This window comes from Streptacidiphilus sp. PB12-B1b (assembly GCF_014084125.1).
GTDB lineage: Bacteria > Actinomycetota > Actinomycetes > Streptomycetales > Streptomycetaceae > Streptacidiphilus.
On sequence record NZ_CP048405.1, the window covers coordinates 2,965,157 to 2,992,136 of the forward strand.

The following is a 26,980-nucleotide window of genomic DNA, read 5'->3' on the forward strand; positions in this document are numbered from 1 at the left end:
GCGCTACGCGACTCCACGCGCGCACGCGGGGGTGTCGTCAGCGCCGGATGGGCTACCGCCGTGCGGCGTTCGGCCGAACCGTGCCCCCGGGGCGGTCGCGCCCGGCGGGCCACGGTTGCTGAGAGGCCGTCATGTCGGCTGCCCGGCAGCATTTGCACGCTTCTTGCGGCTTTCTTGCGCAAATTGATTGATGTATTGCGGCGACATGTTGCCGTGGATACGATCCGCCGCAACGGAAGCCGCGCTGTTCCGTGTCAGGGCCCTGACACGGCAGCTCTCCACAGCTGCGGTCCCCACCTCCGCAACCCCACCCCACCAGGAAGGTCGTACGCGATGACGTACCGCCGATCCACGGCACCACCCCCGCCCCGACGCAACCGGAGAACCCAGGCCCTGGCCGGCGTGGCGGCCGTTGCCACCGCCACCCTCGGGCTGCTGTTCGCCACCCCCGCGCACCAGGCCGCGGCCGCGACCGCTCCGGCCGGGCTGACGCCGTTCGCGGCCGGCGCCGCCAACGGCACCGGCGCCAGCCTGCCCGGCATGACCGAGTACGAGGCCGAGGGCCCGCAGGCCAGCACCAACGGAACCGTGATCGGCCCCGACTACACCCAGAGCGACCTCGCCACCGAGGCGTCCGGGCGGCAGGCCGTGCAGCTCACCGCGCAGGGCCAGTACGTGCAGTTCACCCTGACCGCCCCGGCCAACGCGCTGGACCTGCACTACGCCGTCCCGCAGGGGGCCTCCGGCGCGCTCTCGGTCTACGTCAACGGCAGCAAGCTCAGCCAGACGCTGGCGCTGACCTCCGCGTACAGCTACATCACCACCGGCAACATCGGCGGCAGCAAGGAGCACAAGTTCTACGACGACGCCCGGATGCTGCTGCCCTCCACCATCGCCGCCGGATCGACGGTGAAGTTCCAGGTGGACGCCGGAGACACGGCCGAGCCGTACACCCTGGACGTCGCCGACTTCTACGACGTCCCCGCGCCCGCCGCGCAGCCCGCCGGCTCCATCTCGGTGGTCAGCGACGGCGCGGACCCGACCGGCGCGGGCGACTCCACCAATGCCTTCCGCACCGCCATCTCGGCCGCCGCCGCGGCGGGCGTCCCGGTGTGGATCCCCCAGGGGACCTTCCTGATCAGCTCCGCGCTCCAGGTCAACAAGGCCACCATCGAGGGCGCGGGCGACTGGTACTCGCAACTCAAGACCAACGAGTTCATCGACAACACCTCGGTCGTCTCCGGGCCGGTCAACCTCAGCGGCTTCGCCATCCTGGGCTCCACCGTCGGCCGCCACGACGACAGCACCGCCAACGCCATCAACGGCTCGCTGGGCACCGGCTCGGTCGTCAACGGCCTGTGGATCCAGGACACCAACGTCGGATTCTGGCTGCAGTACGGCAACACCGGCATCACCGTGGAGAACTGCGTGGTCGAGTCGACCGACGCGGACGGGCTGAACTTCAACGGCAACGCCAGCAACGACACCGTGGAGAACAACTTCCTGCGGAACACTGGTGACGACGGCCTGGCGCTGTGGTCCTATCCCGCCGCCGACTCCGGGATCACCCTCAGCGACAACACCATCGTCCAGCCCACGCTGGCCAACGGGATCGCCGACTACGGCGGCTCGAACAACACCATCACCGACAACGTCATCGCCGACACCAACTCCCTCGGCAGCGGCCTGGCCATCTCCAACCAGCAGTTCCTCACCCCGTTCACCCCGCTGTCCGGGACCATCACCGTGTCCGGCAACACGCTCATCCGGACCGGCGCGATGAACCCCAACTGGGGCCACCCGATGGGCGCCATGCGGTTCGACGCCTACGACTCGGCGTTCCAGAACGTCACGGTCAACGTCAGCGGCAACGCCGTGGACGACAGCCCCTACAGCGCCTTCGAGATAGTCGGCGGCGGCGGTGAGGGATACGCCGTGAACGGGCTGAACTTCACCAACGACACCGTCAACTGGACCGGCACCACGGTGTTCCAGGCCGAAACCACCGGTTCCGCCTCGGTCAGCGGCCTGACCGCCTCCAACGTCGGCGTGGCCGGCGCCTACGACTACGGCTACCCCAACGACACGGCCGGCACCTTCGCCTTCAACCTCGGCAGCGGCAACAGCGGTTGGAGCACCACACCGGTGCTGACCGCCTTCCCGACCCCGGTCGGCCTGCCGCCCACCGGCCCCGGCAACGGCGGCGGTGGCGGCGGCCCCACACCGACCCCCACACCCACGCCCACGCCGACGCCCACCCCGACGCCCACGCCTACGGCTCCGGCCAATGCGGATCTGGCGTTGAACCAGCCGGTGGTGGACACCGGGCACACGCAGAACTATGTGGCGTCCAATGCGGTGGACGGGAACACCGGGACGTACTGGGAGAGCACGGACGGTGCGTTCCCGCAGAGCATCACCGTGGATCTGGGTGCGGTCAGGCAGGTGGGCCGTCTGGTGCTGGATCTGCCGCCGTCCTCGGCGTGGGGTGCGCGCACGCAGACGCTGTCGGTGCTGGGCAGCACCGATGACTCGTCCTTCGGCACGCTGGTGGGGTCCAGCGGCTACACCTTCGATCCCGCTTCGGGCAACACGGTGACGATCACCCTGCCGTCCGGCAGCAGCACCCGGTACCTGCGGCTGACCTTCACCGGCAACACCGCCTGGGCCGCCGGACAGCTCTCCGAACTCCAGGCCTTCGCGCCCTCCGGCAGCAGCTCGCCCACGCCGACCCCGACCCCCACGCCCACGCCCACGGCTCCGGCCAATGCGGATCTGGCGTTGAACCAGCCGGTGGTGGACACCGGGCACACGCAGAACTATGTGGCGTCCAATGCGGTGGACGGGAACACCGGGACGTACTGGGAGAGCACGGACGGTGCGTTCCCGCAGAGCATCACCGTGGATCTGGGTGCGGTCAGGCAGGTGGGCCGTCTGGTGCTGGACCTGCCGCCGTCCTCGGCGTGGGGTGCGCGCACGCAGACGCTGTCGGTGCTGGGCAGCACGGACGATTCGTCCTTCGGCACGCTGGTGGGGTCCAGCGGCTACACCTTCGATCCCGCTTCGGGCAACACGGTGACGATCACCCTGCCGTCCGGCAGCAGCACCCGGTACCTGCGGCTGACCTTCACCGGCAACACCGCCTGGCCCGCCGGACAGCTCTCCGAACTCCAGGCCTTCGCGCCCTGACCCGGAAAGCCTGAACAGGCCCCTGCGCCGGTGCGGCCACACCAGCCGCACCGGCGCAGCGGCATTCGGGTGTGCGCCATGTCATATCGGTGTCTGCCCGGCGGCCCGCTGGGAATACGACCAGCGTGCCTGCCACTCCCCGCCTGCTGTCCGAACTGCTGCAACGACGCAAGGACCCGGTCGTCGCCCAGACCCTCCGCGCGACGGTGGCGGCGACCATCGCCTACATCGTCGCCGAACGCCTCAGCAGCGAACAGGCCCCGCTGACCGCGCCGCTGACGGCCCTGCTGGTGGTCCAGGTCACGCTGTACTCGACGCTGGTCACCAGCGTCCGCCGGGTGGTGGCGGTGGTGGTCGGCGTGCTGATCGCCATCGGCTTCAGCGCGGTCATGGGCCTGACCTGGTGGAGCCTGGGGCTGATCATCCTGGCGGCGCTGATCGTGGGCCGCTACGTCCGGGTGGACGAGTTCGTCAACGAGGTGGCGATCAGCGCCATGCTGGTGCTCGGCGTCACCCGGCTGGCCAGCCAGGCGTGGGACCGGGTGCTGGAGACCCTGATCGGAGCCGGCGTCGGCCTGCTGTTCAATCTGTTCTTCGCCCCGCCGGTGTGGGTGGAGACGGCCGGCGACTCGCTGGAGGACCTCGCCCGCCGGGTCCGGCACCTGCTGCTGCGCATCGCCGAGCAGCTCGACGCCCCCGCCCCGGTCGAGCGCGCCGCCGCCCGGCTGCACGAGGCCCGCGACCTGGACCAGGACATCGCCCAAGTGGACGCGTCGCTGCGGCAGGCCGAGGACAGCCTGCGGCTGAACCCGCGGATCAGCGAGCGGCTGCTGTCCAGGCTGGTGCTGCGCACCGGCCTGGACACGCTGGAGATCTGCGTGGTGGTGGTCCGGGTGATGGCCCGTTCGCTGACCGACCTGGCCAAGCGCCGCGAATCGGACGAGGCGCTGTTCCCGCACGAGGTGGCGGCCGCGCTGGAGGACCTCTTCGAGCACCTGGGCTCGGCCCTGGTCAGCTTCGCGGTCCTGGTCACCACCCAGGTCAGCGCCAACGCCGAGCAGGCCGAGACGCGGCTGGCCGAGGAGCTGGCCGCGGCCTGGAACAGCCGCGAGCGGGTGGCGCAGATGCTGCTGCACACCGTCCAGCGGCATCCGCACGCCTGGCAGCTGCACGGTTCGCTGCTGGCCGAGGTGGACCGCATCCTGGACGAGCTCTCGCCCGAGCACCGCTCCCGGCGGCTGATGGAGGAGCTGGACCGGGCCTCGATGCGGCAGCGCGAGCGGATGGACCGGCTGCGCGACTCCAGCCGGCTGGTGCGCTTCCTGGCCGACAACGCCCCGCGCCCGCGCCGGATGCGCCGCCGCCGCTCCCGCTGACGACAGTTCGGATGAACGTCGGCGACGGTCCGGGTATGCGGCCGGGCGGACGGGGAATGCGCCGACCATGACGACGCTCGGCCTCCCCGTGGGCATCACGGTCTGCCTGTTCGACCTCGACGGCGTGCTGACCCGCACCGCGGTGGTGCACGCCGCCGCCTGGAAGGAGATGTTCGACGACTTCCTGCAGCGCCGGGACGGCCCCGGCTTCCGCCCGTTCGACCCGGTCGCCGACTACGACGCGTACGTGGACGGCAGGCCGCGCGCCGAGGGCGTCCGCTCCTTCCTCGCCTCCCGCTCGATCGAGCTGCCCGAGGGCTCCGACGACGACCCGCCGGAGCGCGACACCGTGCACGGCCTGGGCAACCGCAAGAACCGGCTGGTGTTGGAGAAGATCCGCACCCAGGGCGTCGAGGCGTACCCGGGCTCGGTCCGCTACGTCGAGGCGGTCCGCGCCGCCGGGCTGCGCACCGCCGTGGTGTCGTCCAGCGCCAACTGCAAGGACGTGCTGGTCTCGGCCGGGATCGAGAAGCTGCTGGACGTCCGGGTGGACGCGGTGGTGGCCGAGCGGCTGGGACTGGCCGGGAAGCCCAAGCCGGACACCTTCCTCCAGGCCGCCCGCGAACTGGGGGTGGAGCCCGCCCAGGCGGCGGTCTTCGAGGACGCCCTGGTCGGCATGGACGCCGGGCGGGCCGGGCACTTCGGCCACGTCATCGGCGTCGACCGGGTCGGCCAGGCGAAGGAGCTGCGTGAGCACGGGGCCGACACCGTCGTCCAGGACCTCGCCGAGCTGCTGGACGGACCGGCGGTGGAGCAGCAGTGATCAGCCACCCCAACTTCACCGTCGAACCCTGGCTGCTCCGCGAGACCGACCTCGACCTGGACGTCCTGCCGCACAGCGAGTCGCTGTTCGCGCTCTCCAACGGCCACATCGGCTGGCGCGGCAACCTGGATGAGGGGGAGCCCAACGGCCTGCCCGGCTCGTACCTCAACGGGGTGTACGAGCTGCACCCGCTGCCCTACGCCGAGGCCGGCTACGGCTACCCGGAGTCCGGGCAGACCGTGGTCAACGTCACCAACGGCAAGATCATCAGACTGCTGGTCGACGACGAGCCCTTCGACCTGCGCTACGGCCGGCTGGTCTCGCACGAGCGGGTGCTCGACCTGCGGGCCGGGGTGCTGCGCCGCACCTGCGAGTGGACCTCCCCGGCCGGGCGGACCATCCGGGTCCGCTCCACCCGGCTGGTCTCCTTCACCGAGCGCTCGGTCGCCGCCGTCGCCTACGAGGTCGAGCCGGTCGACGCCGAGGTGCGCGTCGTCGTCCAGTCCGAGCTGGTCGCCGGGGAGACCCTGCCGAGCAGCGACGGCGACCCCCGGGTGGCTGCCGCGCTGGACGCCTCGCTGCGCTCGGAGGGCTCCTTCGCCCAGGGCATGCGGCTGGGCCTGGTGCACTCCACCGTCCGCAGCGGCCTGCGGGTCGCCGCCTCCGCCGACCACATCCTGGACGGCCCGCCGTCCACCACCGCCTCGGCCGAGTGCGGGGACGACCTCAGCCGACTCACCGTCACCTCCGTGCTGCGGCCGGGGGAGCGGCTGCGGCTGGAGAAGTTCGTCGCCTACGGCTGGTCCGCCGAACGCTCGCTGACCGCCGTCCGCGACCAGGTCGAGGCCGCACTGGCGGGCGCCCGCAGCACCGGCTGGCAGGGGCTGGTCGACCAGCAGCAGACCTACCTGGACGCCTTCTGGGAGCGGGCCGACGTGGAGGTCGAGGGCGACGCGGAGATCCAGCAGGCGGTCCGCTTCGCGCTGTTCCACGTGCTGCAGGCCGGTGCCCGGGCCGAGGAGCGGGCGCTGGCCGCCAAGGGGCTGACCGGCTCCGGCTACGACGGGCACACCTTCTGGGACACCGAGACCTTCGTCATGCCGGTGCTGACCTGCACCCTGCCCGAGGCCGTCCCGCAGGCGCTGCGCTGGCGGCAGAGCACCCTGCCCGCCGCCCGGGAGCGCGCCCGGCAGCTGGGCCTCAAGGGTGCCGCCTTCCCCTGGCGGACCATCAACGGCGACGAGGCCTCCGGCTACTGGCCGGCCGGCACCGCCGCCTTCCACGTCAACGCCGACATCGCCGAGGCCGTGACGCGGTACACCGCCGCCACAGGCGACACCGACTTCGAGCGCGAGACCGGCGTGGAACTGCTGGTGGAGACCGCCCGGCTGTGGCGCTCCCTGGGCCACCACGACCACGTCGGGGCCTTCCACATCGATGGCGTCACCGGGCCCGACGAGTACAGCGCCATCGCCGACGACAACGTCTACACCAACCTCATGGCCCAGGCGAACCTCCGGGCCGCCGCCGACGCCGCCGAACGCCACTCCAAGCAGGCGGCGGCGCTGGGCGTGGACGAGGAGGAGACCGCCGCCTGGCGTGACGCCGCCGAGGCCGTCTCGCTGCCCTTCAACCAGGAGCTGGGCGTCCACGAGCAGGCGGCCGGCTTCACCCGGCACCGGGTCTGGGACTTCGAGCACACCGACCCCGACCAGTACCCGCTGCTGCTGCACTTCCCCTACTTCGACCTCTACCGCAAGCAGGTCGTCAAGCAGGCCGACCTGGTCCTGGCCATGTACCTGCGCGGGGACGCCTTCGACGCCGAGCAGAAGTCGCGGAACTTCGCCTACTACGAGCCGCTGACGGTGCGCGACTCCTCGCTGTCGGCCTACTGCCAGGCCGTGGTCGCGGCCGAGGTCGGCCACCTGGACCTCGCCTACGACTACCTGGGCGAGGCCGCGCTGATGGACCTCGACAACCTGGAGCACAACACCCGTGACGGCCTGCACATCGCCGCGCTGGCCGGGACCTGGACCGCCCTGGTCTTCGGCTTCGGCGGCATGCGGCTGCTGGGCGAGTCCCTGGGCTTCACCCCCCAGCTGCCGCAGCGGCTCACCCGGATCGCCTTCCGGCTGCAGTTCCGCGGACGCCGGCTGCGGGTGGAGATCACCCCCGACGGGGCGGTCTACACCCTCGCCGAGGGCGAGCCGCTGGAGCTGCGGCACTGCGGCGAGAGCTTCGTGCTCACCACGGACAAGCCGCTGACCGGGGAGCTGCCGCCGGTGCGGCACCTGCCCGAGCCCGGCCAGCCGCGCGGACGCCGGCCGGCCACCCGCCGCCCGGGCAAGTAGCCGGACGGGCCCACAGCAAGACAGGCACACAGCGGGCAGGCGCACAGCGGGACAGGCACCCCGTGGGCCGGGCCCGGAGCGGCAGTCAGCCCTCCGCGCCCGGCCCGCCGCCGCTCGCGCCGCCCGCCTCGTCCAGCTCGAACCAGATGGACTTGCCCTGGCCGCGCGGCTGCATGCCCCAGCGGTCCGCCAGTAGCTCCAGCAGGATCAGCCCGCGCCCGGACGAGGCCATCTCGCCCGGCGTACGCCGGTGCGGCAGCTCGTCGCTCTGGTCGGCGACCTCCAGCCGCAGCCGGCGCCCGCCCGGCTGCCCGTACACCCCCGCCACCAGCGTCGCCTCGCGGTCGGTGTGCACCAGCACATTGGCCAGCAGCTCGGAGGCGAGCAGCAGCGCGGCGTCCACGTGGTCCTCCACCGCCCAGTCGTGCAGCACCGCCCGCAGCTCCGCGCGGACGGCCGCGATCCGCTCCGGCTGGTCCTGGCCGACCGTCAGCACCAGCTGCCGGGCGGGCGGTTCCGGCCCCAGGCCGACCGGGTCGCGGCGCAGCAGCAACAGCGCGATGTCGTCCTCGCGGCGGTCGGCCAGATGCCCGGGCCCCAGGTGCGAGGCAGGCCCGTGCACGGCCCGGATCAGCGCGTCGGCCATGCCCTCCAGATCGTCGGCCGGCCCCGGGGACATGGTGTCGCGCACCCGCACCCAGCCGCTGTACATGTCGTGGCCGCCGGTCTCGATCAGCCCGTCGGTGCACAGCAGCATCACCTCGCCGACCTGCAGCTCCATGGTGGTGACCGGGTAGTCCTCCTCCTCCGGCATCAGCCCCAGCGGCAGCCCCCCGGCCACGTGCCGGATCAGGCAGGTGCCGTCCGGCATCCGCAGCACCGGGTGCGGGTGCCCGGCGCGGGCGATGGCCAGCGTCCCGCGCACCGGATCGGCCTCGATGTAGACGCACGTGGCGAAGCGGTCGTCGTCCAGCGCGGCCAGGAAGCGGGAGGTGCGGGCCAGCACCGCGTCCGGGTGGTGTCCCTCGGCGGCGTAGGCGTGCACCGCCGTCCGCAGCTGCGCCATCAGGTTGGCGGCGTGCACGTCATGGCCCTGGACGTCGCCGATGACCAGCGCCAGCCGACCCTCCGGCAGGTCGATGACGTCGTACCAGTCGCCGCCGACCATCAGCCCGCCGCCGGTGGGCACGTAGCGGCTGGCGACGGTCATCCCCTCGATCGCCGGGGTGCTCTGGCCCATGCTGCGGCGCAGCCCCAGCGACAGCGCCCGCTCCGACTCGTTGGTGTGGGCCCGCTCCAGGGCGTGCGCCAGCATCCGGGCGACGGTGGAGAGCACCGAGCGCTCGTCGGGGGTGAACCGCACCGGCTCGCGGAAGGCCGCCAGCCAGGTGCCGATCGTCCGCCCGGCCGTGACCAGCGGCAGGAAGGCCCAGGAGTTGCGGCCGAAGCCCGCCGCCAGCGGCCAGGTGGTGGGGTAGCGGGCGCGGTACTCCTCGGGCGTGGCCAGGTAGACCGGGCGGCCGGTGCGCACCACCTCGGCGGCCGGGTAGTCGGTGTCCAGCGACATCCGGAACGGCGCCTCGTCGCCCTCGCGGTGCCCGTGCTGGCCGACCACGGTCAGCATCGCGCCCTCGACGCCGAACACCGCCAGGCCGTCCGGCGAGAAGCCGGGCATGGAGAGCGAGGCCACCACCCGCAGCACCTCGCTGGTGGTGCTGGCCTCGGCCAGCGCCCGCCCGGCGTCGAGCAGGAACGCCTCGCGGGAGCGGCGCAGGTCGCCCACCGGGGCGTCGGCCCGCTCCGGCCGCACCACCGGCCCGGGGGCGGCCGGTTGCTGCGGCGCGGGCACCGCCGCCGGAGCGGACAGGCTGCCCGGGGCCCGGTTCAGCCCGTCGATCTGCCGCAGCTCGTCGGCCAGGTCGCCGCCGCCGTCCCGGATCATCGGGCCGAGCGGGCGGGTGCCGTTCCGGCCGCCGCCGGGGGCCGGACGCCCGGTCAGGGCGGGGCCGGGGCCGAGGTCGTCGCTCCAGCGGCCCTCCACCGCCGTGCCCTGGACCGGATAGGGCCCGGTCGGCGGGCCCGGCACCAGCAGCAGCCGCAGCACCCGGCGCAGCGCGCCCCGGTCGGTCAGCACCCGGACCCGGGCCTCGAACGTCCGCTGCTCGGCGACGGCCAACTGCACCGTCTCACTCAGCCGGATGAAGTCCTCGACGTGCAGCAGGGAGCGCAGCCGGCGGCCGGGCAGCTGCGCCGACGGCGGCTCGAGGCCGAGCAGCCGCCCGCAGACCGGATCAAGTTCGAGCAGGTCACCGGGGCGGTTCCAGCGCCACACGCCGATACCGGCGGCGCCGAGCACCTCCTCCGGCCGCAGCGGCGCGGGTCCGCCGTCGGCTTGGCTGCCCATCCGGCGGCCCCTTCCGCACTCCGGTGCGCGGGCGGGCGCCGGGTCGCGGCGCGGGCGCACATGAACACAGACATATGGCCCTACCGTAGTACCTATGCGGCATTTGCCGCCTCTGGGCGGCCCCGGTCGGCCGAGCCGATCCGGGCCCCGGCGGTCGGTGCCCGGTCGGCGCGGTCAGCCCGGCCGGCGCGATCAGTGGCCCAGCGTCGACCCCGGCCGGACGATCATGATGACCGTCACCGCGACCCAGAGCAGGTTGAAGACACCGGTGACCATCGCCAGCTGCTTGGTGCCCTTGACGGTCGCCGTGTCCGCACTGAGCAGCGCGGTCTGCCGGGGCAGCACCAGCGCGCCGAGCACGGCGGCGGCGACCGCGGTCAGCACGATCGAGACCACCACCCAGGTCTGCCCGGTCACCTTCATCACCCCGGCGGCGGCGAAGCCGAACATCGGCACCGCGATCGCCACCAGCGCGTACACCTTGCAGATCCGGTTGAGGACGCCCAGCGTCGCGGCGGAGTCGCCCTCGCCGGGGGCGGCCAGCGCGCGCCGCGCGACTGGGGGGAACATGCTGGCCGCGACGGCGACCGGACCGATGGCGACAATGGCCGCGACAATATGCAGGATCAGGAAGAGCTTCGTCACCCGGCCGAGTGTAGGCAGCGGTGGATCACGCCCCGTCGACGGGGTCCAAACCGGCCGAGGGCCCTGCGGTCACCCCTGTGCCCGCCCCATGCTCGGCGGCCGGGCGGCCCGCGTCCGCGCGGCCGAGGACGCGGCGCAGGGTGCGCACGTCGTTGGAGATGATCGCGTCCGCCCCGGCGGCGGCCAGCGCCGCCATGGTCGGGGCCCGGTCGACGGTCCAGGTGGACACCTTCACCCCCCGGGCGTGCAGCCGGGCGATCCGTCCCGGGCCCAGCCAGCGGTAGTACGGGTTGACGTACTCCGGGCGGACCAGCCGCAGCAGCCCGGGCCGCGGCGGCAGCGGCGACTCCCAGCTCATGGCGATCACCGCCGTCGGCGCGGCGGCGCGCACGGCGGCCATGGCCTCCGGCGGCCCGGTGAAGACCGTCCCGGCGAGGCAGCCCAGCGTGCGGGCCAGCTCCAGCGCGGCCAGGCCCTCGGCCGGGCGCACCGTGTCCAGCATCAGCGGCACCCCGCTGTCCCGGCCCAGTCGCAGCGCCTCGGCCAGATCCGGTATCCGGTACGGGTCGGTCCGGGTGAGCGCGTCCAGCTCGGCCCGGGTCAGCGCCCCGACGCGGCGGTCGTGGCCCCACAGCCGCTGCAGGGTGTCGTCGTGCAGCAGCACCGGCACCGCGTCCCGGGTGAGCTTGACGTCCACCTCGATCCAGTCCGCGCCCTCGGCGACCGCCGAGCGCAGCGAGGGCAGGGTGTTCTCGCGGAACCGCAGCGGGTCGCCCCGGTGGGCTATCGCCAGCGTCATCCGGCCGCCCGCCCCCTGCGACCGGCGCCCGTGCACCCGTACCGCCATCACAGCCCCCTCCCGGCCGGTCCGACCCGCTGGGCACCATCATGGCGCAGTCGGCGGGCCCGGCGGGCCCGGTACGGCCCGGCGGCTAGGGCTTGCGGGCCAGCGCGCAGACCTGCGGGTGCGGGTCGGCCGGGACCGGGCCGTCGGCCGGGTCGGGCCGCCACTGGGCGCAGTAGACGACGCCGGGGTCGAGGATCTCGAAGCCGTCCAGCAGCGCCGTGACGTCCTCCAGCGAGCGCAGCTTCATCGGCGCCACCGTCTGCGAGTACTGCTCGGCGGCGCGCCTGACGTGCTCGCCGGTCTCCACCCGGCGGCTGGCGTGGGACACCAGCAGGTAGCTGCCGGGGGCCATGGCGTCGCGGTAGGCGGCGACCAGCGCGGCGGCCTGCGCGTCGTCCGGGACGAAGTGCAGCACGGCGCTCATCAGCACCGCGATCGGCTCGCCGAGGCCGAGCAGGAGCAGCCGGTCCACCTCGTGGTCGTCCAGCACCGCCCGGGCGTCCCGCAGGTCCCCGGCGACCATCAGCGCGCGGTCGTTCCCGGCCAGGATCTCCCGGCTGTGGGCGACCGCGACCGGGTCGTTGTCCACGTACACCACCCGCGCGGTCGGGTCGTACGCCTGGGCGATCTCGTGCACGTTGCCGACGGTGGGGATGCCCGAGCCCAGGTCCAGGAAGTTGCTGATGCCGGCCGTCTCGACCAGATAGCGGACGCTGCGCCGCAGGAAGGCGCGGTTGACCCGCATGATCTCCGGGAGTTCCGGCATGGTCTCGACCACGTGCCGGGCGGCCTCCCGGTCGGCCGGCAGGTTGTGGTTGCCGCCGAGGTAGAAGTCGTAGATCCGGGCGATGCTCGGACGCTCCGGGTCGACGTCCGCGGGGATCCACGTCTGGTCCGTCATGGTGTCCTTTCGGCTGGTCACTGGCCCGGGGGCCGTTCGGCGGCGGGCAGGCCCGGTTCGAGCTCGAACCAGACGATCTTCCCGGTGTCGGTGCGGTTGGTGCCCCACCGGTGCGACAGCGAGCCGATGATCGACAGGCCGCGCCCGTTCTCGCTGAGCTCGTGCGGCGTCCTGGGGACGGGCAGGGTGTGCGAGTCGTCGTGGACCTCGCAGGTCAATGTGTCGGTGTGGAGCAGCCGCAGGCCGATCGGCCTGGAGGCGAAGCGGATGCTGTTCCCGACCAGCTCGGTCACCAGCAGCTCCGCCACCGGGGAGAGGTGCCCGAGATCCCAGCGGGCCAGTGCGCGCCGGACCAGCCGCCGGGCCTGTCCGGCCGCGCGCGGCGCGGGCTCCAGCGACCACCGGGCGACGTTCGCGGCCGGGATGGAGCGGAACCTGGCCATCAGCAGCGCGGCGTCGTCCCCCCGCGGGGCCGTGTCCAGGGCCTCGATGACGGTGTCGCAGGCGTCCTCCAGCGGCACCCGGGGGAGCGGCAGGGCGGCGCGCAGGATCTCCAGGCCGTCGCTGAAGTCCCGCTTGGAGGTCTCCACCAGGCCGTCGGTGAACAGCACCAGGGTCTCGCCGTCGTCGATGTCGAACTCGACGGCGTCGAAGGCGTGCCCGCCGACCCCGATGGGCACGCCGGTGGGTATGTCCAGGATCCGCCCGGGCTCGCCGGGGCGGGCCAGCACCGGCGGCAGGTGGCCGGCGTTGGCGAGGGTGCAGCGCCGGCTGACCGGGTCGTAGACGGCGTACAGGCAGGTCGCCAGGTGGGTGTCGGACAGCCGCCGGGCGGCCTCGTCCAGGTGCCGCAGCAGTTCGTGCGGGGGCAGGCCGAGCACGGCCAGGGTCTGCACGGCGGTGCGCAGCTGGCCCATCATCATGGCCGAGGCGACGCCGTGCCCCATGACGTCGCCGACGACCAGGCCGATCCGCTTGCCCGGCAGCATGATGGCGTCGAACCAGTCGCCGCCGACCTGTATCACGTCGTTGCTCGGCAGGTAGCGGTAGGCGATCTCTACGCCCGGCAGCTGCGACGGCAGCTGCGGCAGCAGGCTGCGCTGGAGCGCGGCGGCCAGCTCCAGCACCGACTCGGTGTTGCGGGAGTCCTCCAGCTCGCCCGGGCGGGTGTGGTGCGCGGGGGATCGACGGCACCGGCGCGCGTCGCCTGCCTGCGCGGATGTCCGTCCGGATCCGTGTGCGGGAACAGCTCGAGCATCGCCGGAACTCCTCCCAGCCGAGTCCTCTCCAAGGTCCGTACGGGACACTCTACTGAGGCGACCGGCCAGCTCGGAAAGCCGGATGGCGGTTGCCGGAGGCGAATGACTCTGTGTTGATCGGAGTTCACGCTTCCGCTACGGCGGCCTCCTTCTTACGGCCGATTGCGCCGTCAGCAGCGGTGTGCGCAGGGCGTCGCGGCGGCCCGGCCCCGCCCGGCTCAGCGCAGCAGGCCGTCCAGGAAGGCGCTGCTGAAGACCCGCGCCGGATCCAGGACGTCCAGGGTGGCCACCGCGGCGTCCCAGCCGTCGTCCGCGGCCTGCCCGGCCCGGTACGAGTCGGGGATGTCGCTGCCCATGACGGCGGTGTCGGTCCAGGCCCCGGCCGGGGTGTTGGCCCACTCCTTGGACCACTCGGCGTGCACCGCGCCGTACGAGCCGGTGTAGGTGGCGCGGATCCACTGCTCCATCTGCGCGGTGAAGGCGTGGTTCCCGGGGGTGATCGGGACGGTGGTCATGTCGAACCAGACCGCGGTGTCCCACTCCGGATGGTCCGGGCGGGTGCGCAGCGGCGAGAGCTGCGCCCCCAGCGCTCCGGGGACCAGGCAGTCGGCGGCCTGGTCCAGGCCGGTGACCCGGATCTCCAGCGGGCCGTTCATCGGGTACAGGCCGCGCGCCTGGTACGCAGCGAGCTGCGCGGAGTACTCGGCGAAGAACTCGCTGACGACCTGCTGCACCAGCTCCCGGCTGGTGACGACGTTCCAGCAGGTGGAGGTGATGCGCAGGGTGGTCGGCCGGACGTAGGCCAGCATGTCGGCGGACCAGCCCCACAGGTCCCAGCTGTCGGTGGCGATCAGCCCGGCGCTGATGGCGTCCATCTGCGCGGCGGTGAAACCGGGCGTGGCCGCCGCGTCCCCGGCGACGATCTGTGAGAGCAGGTCGGAGACCGACTTGGGGACGATGTCGTTGAAGGGGAAGTTGTACGGGGCGCCGACCGCCCGGCTGGTCCACGGCTGGTCCGGCGTCGGGGTGAACACCCGCAGCCAGGGCGAGGTGGTGAAGGGGAACCAGATGCACACCACCCGGCCGGAGTCGTGCAGGTAGCTCGCCAGCGACCGGGGCCCGGCGGTGGCCGGCGGGGCGTAGATCTCGGTGGCCGGCACGTCGAACCAGCTCTGGCAGCGCAGCCGTTGGTCCGCGCCGACGCGCAGGGTGACCTCGGTGACGAAGGCCCGGCCGAGGTGGGTGGTCAGCGCCTGGATCTGCGGATCGGTGCGCTGGAAGGTCCGCAGCGCGTAGGCGGAGGCGTCCTCGTCCCAGACCACCGCGGTGAGGCTGGTCACCAGGTTGCCCACCGAGCCGTAGGTGTGGCCCGGCAGGGGCGTCTCGCCGACCGCGGGCACGCCGGTGCCCCGGCCCCCGGTGGCCAGCACCCCGCCGAGGGTGGCGTAGCCCAGCACCGGGAAGGCGGTCAGTCCGTATCCGGCCGCCTTGAGCGTGGCCAGCAGCGCGTCCATGGTGACGCCGGGCTGCGCGGTGACGGCGGCGGGCGTGCCCGGGGCGACGCTGACGGCGGTGAGGTGCTGGGTGCAGTCCACCAGCACCACCTGCGGCGGCGTCGCGGTGTCGACCACCACCGGGGACCAGCTGTACGCGGCTCCCAGCGGCCGCAGCCGCCAGCCCTGTGCCCGGGCCCAGTCGGCGAGGGTCACCACGTCCTCGGGGCTGTTCGGGGCGCAGGTCCACACGCCGTCGACGGTGACCTCCTCCGACCAGTTCTGGAAGGTCTGCTGGTACAGCGCGATGCCGTCGGGGAAGTCCGGTGGCACGGCCAGGGTGGAGGCGGCGTCGGCGGCCGGGATGCGGCCGAGCGGGCTCCACTGCAGGGCGCTGAGCGCGAGCGCCCCGGCGGCCCCGCCGAGCAGCGCGCGGCGCGAGAGCTGCGGGTCGCGGCCGGTGCCGGGGGCCGGTTCGGGTCGGGAGTGTGCCATGGCCGGGTGCCTCCGCACGTCTGGCTGCCAGTATGGGGAGTATGCCTGACGCCCCATCAGCTGATGGACCGTCAGTCATGAAACTGGGACCGCGGCCGGGAGAAGTCAAGAGCCGCGGCACCCGGGCGAATGCCCGCGCGACGGCGCGGGTAGCGGTGGGGGATGACAACTCATTTAGCGAGTGACGACGCGCCGGCCGAGGGCTCCTTCCGCAGGCACCTGGGCTTCTGGCAGTTGACCGCCGTCGCCTTCGGCGGGGTGATCGGCTCGGGCTGGCTGCTCAGCCCGATGCACGCGGCGGCCGCCGCCGGACCGGCCTCGCTGGTCACCTGGGTGGTCGGCGGCCTGGCGCTGGTCCTGATCGCCCTGGTGATGGTGGAGTTGGGCGCCACCATGCCGGTCGCCGGCGGCCTGGTCCGCTGGCCGCTGCACACCTCGGGACGGCTGGTGGCCACCCTGGTCGGCACCGGCATCTGGATCGCCTACGCGACCAACCCGCCCAGCGAGTCGGCCGCGATGCTCCAGTACATGAGCAAGTACGTCCCCGGCCTGTTCAGCGGCGGGCGGCTGACCACCCTCGGCATCCTGCTGGGCCTGGCCTTCATGGCCGTCTTCGTGGCCCTCAACTGGTTCGGCGTGCGGCTGTTCGCCCATGTCAACCTGGCCGTCACCATCGCCAAGTTCGCCGTGCCCGCGCTCACCGTGGTGCTGCTGCTGGCCACCGGCTTCCACGCGCACAACGTCACCGGCGCCGGCCACGGCGGCTTCGCGCCCTACGGCTACTCCGCGCCGCTGTCCGCCATCGCCACCGCCGGCGTCATCTACGCCTACACCGGCTTCCAGGGCCCGATCGACCTCGCCGCCGAGGCCCGCAACCCGCGCCGGGACATCCCCCGGGCGGTGCTGACCGCGCTGCTGCTGTCCATGGTGGTCTACCTGGCCCTGCAACTCGCCTTCCTGGGCGCCGTACCCGGCGCCGACCTGGTGCACGGCTGGCAGGGCATCGACTTCGACTCGCCGTTCGCCCAGCTCGCCACCTCGCTCAACCTCACCTGGCTCAGCTGGGTGCTGTACGCCGACGCCATCGTCTCGCCCGCCGGATCGGCCATGGTCTTCACCGCCGAGACCAGCCGCGAGGTCTACGGCCTGGGCCAGAACCGGCTGCTGCCGCGCTCCTTCACCGCCCTGCACCCCGGCAGCGGCGTGCCCCGCCGTGCCCTGCTGCTGAACTTCGTCGTCGGCGCGGCCTTCCTGCTGCCCTTCGGCAACTGGCAGTCCATCGTCGCCGCCACCAGCGTGCTGGGCCTGTTCGCCTACTCGATCAGCCTGGTCGCCGAGGCCGCCGTACGCCGCAACGACCCGGCCCGGATGGCCAACTGGGTCCGCGGCACCCGGATCATCGCCCCGGTCGCCTTCGTGGTCGCCACCCTGATCTTCTACTGGGCGGGCTGGACCAACCTGCGGATCGCGCTGCCGCTGCTGCTGATCTCCGTCGCGCTCTACGCCTACCAGCAGCTGCGCTACGACCGGGACCGCCGCGACCTGGCCAACGGCGCCTGGCTGGTGCTCTACCTGCTGGCGCTGCTGCTGCTCTCGGCACTCGGCAGCTTCGGCGGCCACCACGTCATCCCCGCGCCCTGGGACTCGGTGGCGGTCGCCGCCGTCGGCGTCGCCGGGTACGTCCTCGGCCTGCGCGGCGCGGCCGGCCACCTGGCCGCCACCCCGCTGCCCCCGGCCGAGCCCGACACCGCCTTGGACACCCCGGCCGACCAGCCGGCCTGAGCGAGGCGACCGCTCAGCCCGTTCCGCCCGCTCAGCCCGATCAGCTCGCCGCGTCGGGCGCGGAGCCGTTGCTGCGGGCCTGGGGCAGGGCGCGGTCGTGGATGCGGGCCAGATTGGCGGCGAAGACGCTGCGGGCGTCCGGGTTGAGCCGGGTGAGGGCGACCATGGCGGTGACGATGACGTCGCACAGCTCGTTCTGGACGTCCTCCCAGGTGTGCGAGTAGCCCTTGCGCGGATTCTGGCCGGTGGCGCCGAGGACGGCCTCGGCGACCTCGCCGGCCTCCTCGGTGATCTTCATGATCTGCAGCAGCGTGCCCGTCTCCGGCGGCAGGTGGCTGGCCTGCTCCAGCCAGGCGGCGAGGGTGTCGACGGTGTTCCAGGCTTCCTCGTCCATGGGGGTCCGTTCGCTGGGAGGCTGCTGAGGCGGGCGGGGACGAGTCTGGCAGACGCCGCCCGTCGGCCACCGACTACGGTGTGACCGAACCGTCCGCCGGATCCGGCACGGCCGCCGCCCGCCGCCGACCGCCGCGAACCGCCGCACGCCCCGAAGGGAAGCTCCACGCACATGGGTGAGCACATGGGTGAGACCACCGCCGCCGCACCGGACGCGCAGCAGGAGTCGGTGCTGCTGCACCGCGACGGCCGGGCCGGCCGGATCGTGCTCAACCGCCCCCGTGCCATCAACGCGCTCGACCTCGCCATGGTGCGGCGCATCGACGCGGCGCTCGACGCCTGGGAGCGGGACGCCTCGGTGGCGGTCGTCGTCGTCAGCGGCGCGGGGGAGCGCGGCCTGTGCGCCGGGGGCGACGTCCGGGCGATCCGCGCGGACGTGCTGGCCGGAGGCGGCGAGGCCAGCCGCAGCTTCTGGCGCGAGGAGTACCGGCTGAACGCCCGCATCGCCCGGTTCGGCCGCCGGGCCGGGAGCGCCTCGCACGGCAAGCACTACGTCGCGCTGATGGACGGCATCGTCATGGGCGGCGGCGTGGGGATCTCCGCGCACGGCAGCGTCCGGGTGGTCACCGAGCGCTCGGCGGTGGCCATGCCGGAGACCACGATCGGCTTCGTCCCGGACGTCGGCGGCACCTACCTGCTCTCCCGCGCCCCGGGCGAGCTGGGCACCCACCTCGCGCTCACCGCCGCCCCGGTGGGCGCGGCCGACGCGCTGCTGTGCGGCCTGGCCGACGCCTTCGTCCCCGCCGCGCGGCTGCCGCAGTTCGCGGCCGCCCTGGCCGACCAGGACGTGGAGCAGGCGCTGCGGCAGTACTCCGGCGAGGCGCCGCCCGGGCGGCTGGCCGGACAGCGCGCCTGGATCGACGCCTGCTACAGCGCCGACACCGTCGAGGAGATCCTGGCCCGGCTGCTGGACAGCGACGAGCCGGACGCCAAGGAGGCCGCCGGGCTGATCGCCGCCAAGTCGCCCACCTCGCTCAAGGTGACCCTGGCCGCGCTGCGCCGCGCCCGCCGCCTGGACACTCTGGAGCAGGTGCTGGAGCAGGAGTTCCGGGTCTCCTGCGCCACCCTGACCGGGCCGGACCTGGTCGAGGGCGTCCGCGCCCAGGTCGTGGACAAGGACCGCTCGCCGCACTGGACCCCGCCCACCCTGGCCGAGGTGGACCGGGCCGCCGTGGAGCGCCACTTCGCCCCGGCCGGCCTGCGACCGCTGTTCGGCTAGTCCTGCGGGAGCGGGTGCAGCGGCTGGTAGACCGGCTGCTGCGCCCCGCTGGGCAGGGTGATCGAGGACAGCCGCCCCCACCGCTGCTCCTCGATCGGCGCCACCGCCACCCCCTGGGCGGTCAGGGCGGCGAGCGTGGCCTCCAGGTCGTCGCACATCAGGTAGACCTCGTGCCGGGCGAAGCCCTCGGTGGGGTGGACCGCCACCTCGGCCGGGGGCAGCCTGAAGATCAGCCAGCCGCCGCCCGCGTCCACCCCGGAGAAGCCGAGGACGTCCCTGATGAAGGCCCGGTCGGCCTCGGCATCGTGGCTGTGGATGACCACATGAGCACCGTTGATCATGGCCGTCAACCTCCTGTCGCCCCCTGCGGGGGCCTGTCTACCACTCTCCCCGAACCCGCGCCGACCTTCCTCCCCGGCGGCCCCGCGCCCGGTCGTACCGTGGAAGGCCCGGTCGTACCGTGGAAGGGGGGAACGGACGGAACCGGACCGAAGGGACGCTGAGATGCACGCGCAGGCAGGCGACCGTATTCACATCAGGGGCGCCCACGTCGGCGCCCCGGACCGGGTCGGCGAGATCCTGGAGGTCCGCGCCGCCGAGGGCGAGCCGCCGTACCTGGTCCGCTTCGAGGACGGCCACGAGGGCCTGATCTACCCCGGGCCCGACTGCACGGTGGAGCTGCGCGAGGCCCAGCGCGCGCACGGCTGACCGGACGCCCGGCGCGCACCGCCGCTGACCGGGCCCGCCCAGGCGCTCAGTCGGCCTCCACCAGCGCCTTGAACCGGCGCAGATCCGCCCGCACCGCCTGCTCGACCGCGTCGGCCTGCGCCTCGCCCCGCGGCCCGCCGAAGGCCGCGCCGAGCCCGGCCGGGTCGTACTCCAGCCGCAGGTGCACGGTGGTGTGCTGCGGGTCGCGCGGCAGCAGCGCCAGCGTCGCCCGCAGCGGCGGGCCGTCCACCGTGCGCAGCCGCATCAGCCGCCCGCGCCCCCGGTCGTCGATGGCGGCCTCCAGCGAGCACCCGCCCCCGCCGTCGCCGACGTCCAGCGACGCCCGGTGCCGCCCGTGGGCCCGGGCGCGGCGCAGGCCCTCGACGAAGCGCGGGTACTCGCCGACGCGGTGCAGCTGCTCCCAGACCGCTGCGGCCGGGGCGTGGACGTCGATCCGCTGCTCCAGGGCGGTCATCCGGCCCCGTCCCGGTCGCCCTCGGCCTTGGACTCCTCCTGGGCGTGCATGACCTGGTCGGAGGTGCCCCCGTCCTCGGCGGCCTCGATGGCGTCCGGCTCGGCCTCGTGCTCGGCCTCGGCACCGGTGACCGGGCCGGTGTCGCGGGTCTCGTCGCCCGGTCGGGCTGTGCCCGGCCGGGACATGCTCGCTGGGGACATGGCCGCCTCCTCGCGGTGCGCGTCCCGGGCCCGCCGACGGGACCGGTGACCCCTTCAGCGTGCGCCCGTGCCCGGACGCCGGGCAAACGCTCCGGCCCCCGCCCGGCGCGCGACCCCATGCGGGTGATCATGAACACTGGGCCGTTTGAAGCCCGGCCCTGGACGAGACGCTCACATCCGGCGGCGGACCGGCTCCGCCGCCGCGATCCGACCGCCTGCGTCATGAGGGAGCGTCCGAGGATGGCACGAACGGGTGGACGGCACGGCACGCTCCTGCGGCTGCTGGCGGTCGGCGCGGCGCTGGCGGTGGGCGCCGGGACGTCGCCGCTCCCGGCGGCGCCCGCGGCTGCCGCCGCCGTGGCCGCGCCCGCCGGGCTGGTCGACCCCTTCATCGGGACCACCAACGCGGCGGACGACTTCCCCGGGGCGGATCTGCCCTTCGGCATGGTCCAGTGGAGCCCGGACACCCCCTCCCGGCCGGACGGCGGCGGCTACGACTACCGGGACTCGGCGATCACCGGCTTCAGCCTCACCCACCTGGCCGGGCCCGGCTGCCGGGCCGCCGGGGACGTCCCGGTCCTGCCGACCCTCGGCGCAGCGGACACCACGGCGGTGGACGGCTTCTCGCACGCCCGCGAGTCGGCCCGGCCCGGCTCCTACACGGTCGCCCTGGACGACGGGATCACCACCGAGCTGACCGCCACCCGCCGCAGCGGCATGGCCCGGTTCACCTTCCCCGCGGGCTCCGCGGCGGGCCTGGTGTTCAAGCTGTCCGCCGGGCAGGCCCGGGCCACCGGCGCCCGGTTCACCGTGGTCAACGGCAGCGAGGTCAGCGGGCAGGTCACCAGCGGACGCTTCTGCGGCGCGCACAACCGCTACACCGTCTACTTCGACATGGTCTTCGACCGGCCGTTCAGCGGCGGCGGCCCGCTCGCCGTCCCGGCGGCCCGGCCCAGCGCGCCCGCCGCCGACGTCCCGCCCGACGCGCCGGAGCCGGTCAACCGGCCGGTGCTGCACGGCCGTACCGCCCCGGCGGCGCAGCGGACCGGCGGCGCCACCGGAACGCTCCAGGACGGCTACCTGAGCTTCGACACCACCGGCCCGCACCCCCGCACGGTGCAGGCCAAGGTCGGCCTGTCGTACGTGTCCGCCGCCAACGCCGTCGCCAACCGCGTGGCCGAGAACCCGGGTTGGGATCTGGACGCGGTGCGCGACGCGGCGGCGCGCGCCTGGAACACCGAGCTGGGCCGGATCCGGATCTCCGGCGGCACCCGCGCCCGGCAGATCGTCTTCTACACCGCGCTCTACCACGCGCTGCTGCACCCCAACGTGATCAGCGACAGCAACGGCCAGTACCCCGGCTTCGACGCGGCCGTGCACACCGTCGACCGGGGCCACCGCGCCGCCTACGCCAACTTCTCCGGCTGGGACATCTACCGCTCGCAGGCCCAACTGGAGGCGCTGGTCGACCCGCAGGCGGCGGCCGACGCCGCGCAGTCCATGGTCGACGACCGCCGCCAGACCGGGCTGTTCCCCAAGTGGTCGGAGAACAACGGCGAGAGCTACGTCATGGTCGGCGATCCGGCCGACCAGATCCTGGCCGACTACCACGCGTTCGGCGCCACCGGCTTCGACAGCGCCGAAGCCCTGACCGGCATGGTCGCCGAGGCCGAGACCCCCACCGGCAACCGCCCGGGCCTGGACTACCTGGAGCGCCTCGGCTACCTGCCCAGCGACGGCCACTACGGCTGCTGCAACTTCTACGGACCGGCCGCCACCACCCTGGAGTACGACTCGGCCGACTTCGCCGTCTCCGCCCTCGCCCGCGCCCTCGGCGACACCGCGCACGCCACGGCCTTCGCCCGGCGCGCCCAGGACTGGCGGCACCTGTTCAACCCCGGCAGCCGCTTCATCCAGCCGCGCGACGCCTCCGGCGCCTGGACGCCCGGATTCTCCCCCACCTCCGGGACCGACTTCGTCGAGGGCGACTCCTGGCAGTACACCCCGATGGTGCCGTTCGACCTGCACGGACTGGCCGGGGCCATGGGCGGCGACTCCGCCATGGCGGCGTTCCTCGACACCGACCTGTCCTCGCTGACCGGCGCGGACGGCCACACCGACCTGCGCAACGAACCCAGCCTGGACATCCCCTGGGAGTACGACTACGTCGGCGCGCCCTACCGCACCCAGCGGGCGGTCCGCCGGGTGCAGGACCAGATCTGGACCGACAGCCCCTCCGGCCTGGCCGGAAACGACGACCTGGGCGAGATGAGCTCCTGGTACGTCTGGTCCGCGCTGGGCATGTACCCGCAGACGCCCGGCACCTCCGACCTGGCCCTGGGCAGCCCGCTCTTCCCGAGCGCGGAGATCACCCTGCCGTCCGGCGGCAGGCTGGTGGTCACCGGCCGGGGCGCCGCCGACAACGCCCCCTACGTCCACGCGGCCACGTGGAACGGCAGCCGCTGGGACCGCGCCTACGCCCCCGCCGAGGCGATCCGCAACGGCGGACGGCTGGACTTCGACCTGGGCACCACCGCCGACCCCGGCTGGGCCTCGGACCCGGCGGCGGCCCCGCCCTCCTACGACTCCTGAGCGGCCGCCGGTACGCCGTCGCCCGCCCAGCTCACGGGGTCGGCTGGCTGCTGCCGGTCGCCGCCGAGGCCGGAGCCGACGCTAGGGGCGACGCGGCGGCGGACGGCGAGGCGGTCGCCGCCGCGTAGGCGGACTCGGCTGCCGCGCGCCGCCGCCTGCGCGGCGGCCTGCGCTGCGGCGGCGTCGTTGTCGGCCTTGGTCGGTGCGGTCGGTGCGGTCGGTGCGGTCGGTGCGGTCGGCGTGGCGCCGGGCGGCTTCGGGGCGGCCGACGCGACCGGGGCACCGGCGGCGGCGCGTACGGGGGCCGTGGCCGTGAGCCTGGGCTCGGCCGGGGCCGGGGCGGCCGACCTGGTCGCGGACGGCGGCTCGGTCGAAGGCTTGGTGGAGGGCGCGGCCGAGGGCTTGGCCGTGGCGCTGCCGTCGGCCGGAGCGGGTGCGGCGGCGGGGCGGGGTCCGCCGGAGGTGAAGGTGCCGACCGGGGTGAGGGTGTGCCAGGAGCCGCCGGTCTCGTAGGCGACGAAGTAGGTGTACGTCCCGGCCGGGAAGGTCCGGCTCTGCGACACGAAGGTGGTCTCCGAGGTGCCGAGCGTGGCCGGGACGGCCCCGGCGAAGTCGTCGTGCGCGCCGCTCGCCGAGCGGACGCCGATGGCCAGCCCGGCGACGTCCAGGCTGCGGTCGGCGTGCAGGTGCGCGGTCGCGGTCACCGGGGAGCCCGCCGAGGGCGACGCCGGGGAGACGGAGAGCGAGTCCACGGTCACCGTGGCGGGCGTGGAGGAGGGCTGGGCCCAGGCGGTGGCGCCCGCGGCGATGGCGGCGGTGGCGACCCCCGCGGCGGCCAGACTCTTCGCCGTGCGGGAGACCGGGCGTCGGTGCTTCGCTTCGCTGCGCTTGAACATGCTGTGGGAGACCTTTCGTACCCCCCGTTGACTGGCAGACCGGGCCGCCGTCGACAGGAACAGCTCCGAGGCCCGGTGCCCAGCGATCCTGCGTGAGGGCTCCCCCGTGACGCAAACCGACCGGCGCCCCCGGTGACCCGCAATACCCTCCCGCCGGCCGGTGAAATGGCTGGTGGGAGGGCATATGAGGGCTTGGGAGCCGGGCCGGTGTGAGGTCGCCGACAGGTGAGTTCGGACACAGACCGTTCTGGTCAGATCAGTTCCAGCACGGTCGCATTGGCCATGCCGCCGCCCTCGCACATGGCCTGCAGGCCGTAGCGGATGCCCCGGTCGCGCATGTGGTGCAGCAGGGTGGTCATCAGCCGGGCACCCGAGCCGCCCAGTGGGTGGCCCAGCGCGATGGCGCCGCCGTTGGGGTTGAGCAGCGCGCCGTCCGCGCCGGTGGCCCGCAGCCAGGCCAGCGAGACCGAGGCGAAGGCCTCGTTCACCTCGAACGCGCCGATGTCGTCGAGCGAGAGCCCGGCCCGCTTGAGCGCCTTCTCGGTGGCCGGGATCGGGCCCTTGAGCATGGTCACCGGGTCCGCGCCGACGACGACGCCGGTGTGGAAGCGGGCGATCGGCGTCCAGCCGTTGGCGGCGGCGATCTCGCTGGTGGTGATCAGCAGCGCGGCGGAGCCGTCGGAGATCTGCGAGGCGTTCCCGGCGGAGACCACGCCGTCCGGCTTGAACGGGGTCTTCAGCGCGCCCAGCGCCTCCAGCGTGCCGCCCCGGCGGACGCCCTCGTCGGTGTCGAAGACCCGCTGCTCCCCGTCCGGGCCGGTGACCGTCACCGGGGCGATCTGGCCCTTGAAGCGGCCCTCGTCGATGGCGCGGGCGGCCCGGGCGTGCGAGTCCAGCGCGTGCTGGTCCAGGTCGGCGCGGGTCAGCCCGAACTCCGCGGCGATCATCTCCGCCCCGACGCCCTGGTCGAAGCGGTGGTGGTGGTAGCGCTCGGCGACCAGCGGGCCGTACGGCTCGCCGAAGTGCCCGCCGGCGAAGGTCGAGCCCATCGGCACCCGGGACATGGACTCCACGCCGCCGGCCACCGCGATGTCGTACTGCCCGGCGATGACGCCCGCCGCGGCCTGGTGCACCGCCTGCTGCGAGGAGCCGCACTGGCGGTCGACGGTCACCCCGGGGACGTGCTCGGGCCAGCCCGCGGCCAGGACCGCGTAGCGGCCCACGCAGGCGGTCTGCTCGCCGATCTGCGACACGCAGCCCCAGATGACGTCGTCCACCGTGCCCGGGTCCAGCCCGGTGCGCTCGGCCAGGGCCTTCAACACGTGCGCCGACAGGTCGACCGGGTGCACGCCGGACAGCGCGCCGCCGGGCTTGCCCTTGCCGACCGGCGTACGGACCGCGTCGACGATGACTGCGTCACGCATGGAGTGCTCCTTGGAACGGGAGAGGGGGAACGGTGTGGGGCCGGGCCGAGGCCGTTCGAACGATCGATAAGTTAGCGCCGTGCGGGTGCCCTGTCCAGGATGGTCCAGGCCGCCCGCGCCGTCCACGCCACCACGCTCCCACGCCGGACGCCGACCCCCGCGCGCCGGGCGCTCGGCGTCAGCCCGCGACGCCCTCCCGGCGCAGTTCGGCGATCAGGTCGGCGGTCAGCCCGGCGGCCCGCAGCAGCCGGTCGGTGTCGGCGCCGACGATGGGCGCAGCCGCCGGATCGGGTGCGGGGCTGCCGCTGAAGCGCGGAGCCGGGGCGGGCTCGGCGGCGCCGCCGGAGCCGGTGCGGAAGGTGCCCCGGGCCCGGTTGTGCGGGTCCAGCGGGGCTTCGGCCATGGTCAGCACCGGGGTGACGCAGGCGGGCGTCCCGGCGAAGTGCCCGGTCCAGTGGTCCCGGTCGGCGGCGGCGAACGCGGCGGTCAGCTTGGCGCGCATCGCCGGCCAGCGCTCCTGGTCGCCCTGGTCGGCGAAGTCCGCGTCCCCGGCCAGGCCCAGGCCGTCCACCAAGGCGGCGTAGAACTGCGGCTCCAGGGCGCCGAGCGCGACATGGCCGCCGTCGGCGCAGCGGTAGACGCCGTAGAAGGGGGCGCCGCCGTCCAGCAGGTTGACGCCGCGCCGGTCCTGCCAGACGCCCTGGCCGAGGAAGCCGTAGGCCATCGCCATCAGCAGCGCCGAGCCGTCGGTCATGGCCGCGTCCACCACCTGCCCGGCGCCGCCCCTGGCCACCCGCAGCAGGGCGCTGACCATGCCGAAGGCCAGCAGCATGCCGCCGCCGCCGAAGTCGCCCAGCAGGTTCAGCGGGACGACGGGGTCGCCGTCGGCCGGGCCGATCGCGTGCAGCGCGCCGGTCAGCGCGATGTAGTTGATGTCGTGGCCGGGCTGCGGTGCCAGCGGTCCGTCCTGGCCCCAGCCGGTCATCCGGCCGTAGACCAGCCGCGGGCGTCGGGCCAGGCAGGTCTCCGGGCCCAGGCCCAGCCGTTCGGCGACGCCCGGCCGGAATCCCTCCAGCACCGCGTCGGCGCGGTCGATCAGCCGCAGCGCCGCCTGCGCGCCCTGCGGGTGCTTCAGGTCGAGCGCCACCGAGCGGCGGCCCCGGTGCAGCACCGGGAAGATCGACGGCCGCCCGGCCTCGACCGGGCGGTCCACCCGGACCACCTCGGCCCCGAGGTCGGCCAGCAGCATCCCGGCGAACGGCCCCGGTCCGAGGCCGCCCAGCTCGACCACGGTCAGCCCGGCCAGCGGGCCGCCGACGGGAGCCGTGGCGGCGGGGGTGGGGACGTCCTCGGACACCTGATCGCTCCTCCCGGCAAAGAATTCGAACATTCGCTAAGTTAGGGCGCGGGGGCTCCGCTGTCCATCGGTCGCGGCCACCCGGCCCGCC

General features: G+C 74.0%; 21 protein-coding genes. 8 read left to right on the top strand and 13 right to left on the bottom strand.

The annotated features are described in order from the left end of the window. Positions 1 to 333: 333 nt before the first annotated feature. The 4 genes from GXW83_RS13445 (at position 334) to GXW83_RS13460 (ending at position 7,739) form a co-directional block, all read left to right on the top strand. Positions 334 to 3,189 (top strand): discoidin domain-containing protein, encoded by a 2,856-nt coding sequence (locus GXW83_RS13445; RefSeq protein WP_225446956.1) that lies wholly within the window; start codon positions 334 to 336, stop codon positions 3,187 to 3,189. Between the two features lie 125 nt (positions 3,190 to 3,314). After that, positions 3,315 to 4,565: an aromatic acid exporter family protein gene (locus tag GXW83_RS13450; RefSeq protein WP_225446957.1), complete on the top strand. Its 1,251-nt coding sequence runs from the start codon at positions 3,315 to 3,317 to the stop codon at positions 4,563 to 4,565. Between the two features lie 67 nt (positions 4,566 to 4,632). Further along, on the top strand, positions 4,633 to 5,388 hold the full coding sequence (locus tag GXW83_RS13455; RefSeq protein WP_182443301.1) for an HAD family phosphatase: 756 nt from the start codon (positions 4,633 to 4,635) through the stop codon (positions 5,386 to 5,388). After that, positions 5,385 to 7,739 (top strand): glycoside hydrolase family 65 protein, encoded by a 2,355-nt coding sequence (locus GXW83_RS13460; RefSeq protein WP_182443302.1) that lies wholly within the window; start codon positions 5,385 to 5,387, stop codon positions 7,737 to 7,739. The genes GXW83_RS13455 and GXW83_RS13460 overlap by 4 nt, the downstream gene beginning before the upstream one ends. An 85-nt stretch (positions 7,740 to 7,824) precedes the next feature. Here GXW83_RS13460 and GXW83_RS13465 read toward each other — a convergent pair whose 3' ends face one another. The 6 genes from GXW83_RS13465 to GXW83_RS13490 form a co-directional block, all read right to left on the bottom strand. Then, entirely contained in the window at positions 7,825 to 10,143 is a 2,319-nt protein-coding gene (locus GXW83_RS13465; protein WP_225446958.1) for a SpoIIE family protein phosphatase, read from the bottom strand. A 192-nt stretch (positions 10,144 to 10,335) separates the two neighbouring features. Continuing rightward, the gene (locus GXW83_RS13470) at positions 10,336 to 10,788 is read right to left on the bottom strand and encodes a hypothetical protein (protein WP_182443303.1); all 453 of its coding nucleotides are present in this window, start codon (positions 10,786 to 10,788) and stop codon (positions 10,336 to 10,338) included. 25 nt (positions 10,789 to 10,813) lie between these two features. Then, positions 10,814 to 11,635, bottom strand: coding sequence for a glycerophosphodiester phosphodiesterase family protein (locus GXW83_RS13475; RefSeq protein ID WP_182443304.1), 822 nt, complete (start codon positions 11,633 to 11,635; stop codon positions 10,814 to 10,816). 85 nt (positions 11,636 to 11,720) lie between these two features. Beyond that, a complete protein-coding gene (locus tag GXW83_RS13480; protein ID WP_182443305.1) occupies positions 11,721 to 12,536 on the bottom strand; it encodes an SAM-dependent methyltransferase in 816 nt (271 codons plus the stop codon). Positions 12,537 to 12,553: 17 nt separating this feature from the next. Beyond that, positions 12,554 to 13,663 carry an ATP-binding SpoIIE family protein phosphatase gene (locus tag GXW83_RS13485; protein ID WP_182443306.1) on the bottom strand — a complete coding sequence of 370 codons (1,110 nt, stop codon included), beginning with the start codon at positions 13,661 to 13,663 and terminating at the stop codon, positions 12,554 to 12,556. A gap of 350 nt (positions 13,664 to 14,013) precedes the next feature. Then, positions 14,014 to 15,783, bottom strand: a complete 1,770-nt coding sequence (locus GXW83_RS13490) for a cholesterol oxidase substrate-binding domain-containing protein (RefSeq protein ID WP_182443307.1) — start codon at positions 15,781 to 15,783, stop codon at positions 14,014 to 14,016. Between the two features lie 162 nt (positions 15,784 to 15,945). On the opposite strand from GXW83_RS13490, the gene GXW83_RS13495 reads away from it, so the two are divergent. Further along, entirely contained in the window at positions 15,946 to 17,565 is a 1,620-nt protein-coding gene (locus GXW83_RS13495) for an APC family permease (protein ID WP_182443308.1), read from the top strand. A gap of 40 nt (positions 17,566 to 17,605) precedes the next feature. Here GXW83_RS13495 and GXW83_RS13500 read toward each other — a convergent pair whose 3' ends face one another. Beyond that, positions 17,606 to 17,959 carry a MazG-like family protein gene (locus tag GXW83_RS13500; RefSeq protein ID WP_182443309.1) on the bottom strand — a complete coding sequence of 118 codons (354 nt, stop codon included), beginning with the start codon at positions 17,957 to 17,959 and terminating at the stop codon, positions 17,606 to 17,608. A gap of 171 nt (positions 17,960 to 18,130) precedes the next feature. Here GXW83_RS13500 and GXW83_RS13505 point away from each other — a divergent pair, with 171 nt between their 5' ends. Further along, positions 18,131 to 19,237 (top strand): enoyl-CoA hydratase/isomerase family protein, encoded by a 1,107-nt coding sequence (locus GXW83_RS13505; protein WP_225446959.1) that lies wholly within the window; start codon positions 18,131 to 18,133, stop codon positions 19,235 to 19,237. Here GXW83_RS13505 and GXW83_RS13510 read toward each other — a convergent pair. Then, a complete protein-coding gene (locus GXW83_RS13510; RefSeq protein WP_182443310.1) occupies positions 19,234 to 19,578 on the bottom strand; it encodes a VOC family protein in 345 nt (114 codons plus the stop codon). The two genes, GXW83_RS13505 and GXW83_RS13510, sit on opposite strands and share 4 nt — an antisense overlap. 163 nt (positions 19,579 to 19,741) lie before the next feature. Between GXW83_RS13510 and GXW83_RS13515 the strand changes: the two genes are divergently transcribed. Then, positions 19,742 to 19,945 (top strand): DUF1918 domain-containing protein, encoded by a 204-nt coding sequence (locus tag GXW83_RS13515; protein ID WP_182443311.1) that lies wholly within the window; start codon positions 19,742 to 19,744, stop codon positions 19,943 to 19,945. Between the two features lie 46 nt (positions 19,946 to 19,991). On the opposite strand, the gene GXW83_RS13520 is transcribed toward GXW83_RS13515, so the two are convergent. Both GXW83_RS13520 and GXW83_RS13525 read right to left on the bottom strand, forming a co-directional pair. Then, positions 19,992 to 20,420: an SRPBCC family protein gene (locus GXW83_RS13520; protein WP_182443312.1), complete on the bottom strand. Its 429-nt coding sequence runs from the start codon at positions 20,418 to 20,420 to the stop codon at positions 19,992 to 19,994. Beyond that, positions 20,417 to 20,620 carry a hypothetical protein gene (locus GXW83_RS13525; RefSeq protein ID WP_182443313.1) on the bottom strand — a complete coding sequence of 68 codons (204 nt, stop codon included), beginning with the start codon at positions 20,618 to 20,620 and terminating at the stop codon, positions 20,417 to 20,419. The genes GXW83_RS13520 and GXW83_RS13525 overlap by 4 nt, the downstream gene beginning before the upstream one ends. Before the next feature lie 240 nt (positions 20,621 to 20,860). Between GXW83_RS13525 and GXW83_RS13530 the strand changes: the two genes are divergently transcribed. After that, the gene (locus GXW83_RS13530) at positions 20,861 to 23,212 is read left to right on the top strand and encodes a lectin (protein WP_182443314.1); all 2,352 of its coding nucleotides are present in this window, start codon (positions 20,861 to 20,863) and stop codon (positions 23,210 to 23,212) included. Here GXW83_RS13530 and GXW83_RS13535 read toward each other — a convergent pair. The 3 genes from GXW83_RS13535 to GXW83_RS13545 form a co-directional block, all read right to left on the bottom strand. Next, positions 23,200 to 24,108: a hypothetical protein gene (locus GXW83_RS13535; RefSeq protein ID WP_182443315.1), complete on the bottom strand. Its 909-nt coding sequence runs from the start codon at positions 24,106 to 24,108 to the stop codon at positions 23,200 to 23,202. The two genes, GXW83_RS13530 and GXW83_RS13535, sit on opposite strands and share 13 nt — an antisense overlap. A gap of 251 nt (positions 24,109 to 24,359) precedes the next feature. Next, positions 24,360 to 25,532, bottom strand: a complete 1,173-nt coding sequence (locus GXW83_RS13540) for a thiolase family protein (protein WP_182443316.1) — start codon at positions 25,530 to 25,532, stop codon at positions 24,360 to 24,362. Between the two features lie 178 nt (positions 25,533 to 25,710). After that, positions 25,711 to 26,889, bottom strand: coding sequence for a CaiB/BaiF CoA-transferase family protein (locus GXW83_RS13545; protein WP_225446960.1), 1,179 nt, complete (start codon positions 26,887 to 26,889; stop codon positions 25,711 to 25,713). Between the last annotated feature and the right edge of the window lie 91 nt (positions 26,890 to 26,980).

Coding starts and splice junctions, on each gene's coding strand:
- GXW83_RS13465 (WP_225446958.1), bottom strand. CDS start 10,143: ATGGGCAGCCAAGCCGACGGCGGACCCGCGCCGCTGCGGCCGGAGGAG.
- GXW83_RS13475 (WP_182443304.1), bottom strand. CDS start 11,635: ATGGCGGTACGGGTGCACGGGCGCCGGTCGCAGGGGGCGGGCGGCCGG.
- GXW83_RS13445 (WP_225446956.1), top strand. CDS start 334: ATGACGTACCGCCGATCCACGGCACCACCCCCGCCCCGACGCAACCGG.
- GXW83_RS13490 (WP_182443307.1), bottom strand. CDS start 15,783: ATGGCACACTCCCGACCCGAACCGGCCCCCGGCACCGGCCGCGACCCG.
- GXW83_RS13455 (WP_182443301.1), top strand. CDS start 4,633: ATGACGACGCTCGGCCTCCCCGTGGGCATCACGGTCTGCCTGTTCGAC.
- GXW83_RS13520 (WP_182443312.1), bottom strand. CDS start 20,420: ATGACCGCCCTGGAGCAGCGGATCGACGTCCACGCCCCGGCCGCAGCG.
- GXW83_RS13505 (WP_225446959.1), top strand. CDS start 18,131: ATGGGTGAGCACATGGGTGAGACCACCGCCGCCGCACCGGACGCGCAG.
- GXW83_RS13480 (WP_182443305.1), bottom strand. CDS start 12,536: ATGACGGACCAGACGTGGATCCCCGCGGACGTCGACCCGGAGCGTCCG.
- GXW83_RS13495 (WP_182443308.1), top strand. CDS start 15,946: ATGACAACTCATTTAGCGAGTGACGACGCGCCGGCCGAGGGCTCCTTC.
- GXW83_RS13510 (WP_182443310.1), bottom strand. CDS start 19,578: ATGATCAACGGTGCTCATGTGGTCATCCACAGCCACGATGCCGAGGCC.
- GXW83_RS13535 (WP_182443315.1), bottom strand. CDS start 24,108: ATGTTCAAGCGCAGCGAAGCGAAGCACCGACGCCCGGTCTCCCGCACG.
- GXW83_RS13500 (WP_182443309.1), bottom strand. CDS start 17,959: ATGGACGAGGAAGCCTGGAACACCGTCGACACCCTCGCCGCCTGGCTG.
- GXW83_RS13515 (WP_182443311.1), top strand. CDS start 19,742: ATGCACGCGCAGGCAGGCGACCGTATTCACATCAGGGGCGCCCACGTC.
- GXW83_RS13540 (WP_182443316.1), bottom strand. CDS start 25,532: ATGCGTGACGCAGTCATCGTCGACGCGGTCCGTACGCCGGTCGGCAAG.
- GXW83_RS13530 (WP_182443314.1), top strand. CDS start 20,861: ATGGCACGAACGGGTGGACGGCACGGCACGCTCCTGCGGCTGCTGGCG.
- GXW83_RS13525 (WP_182443313.1), bottom strand. CDS start 20,620: ATGTCCCCAGCGAGCATGTCCCGGCCGGGCACAGCCCGACCGGGCGAC.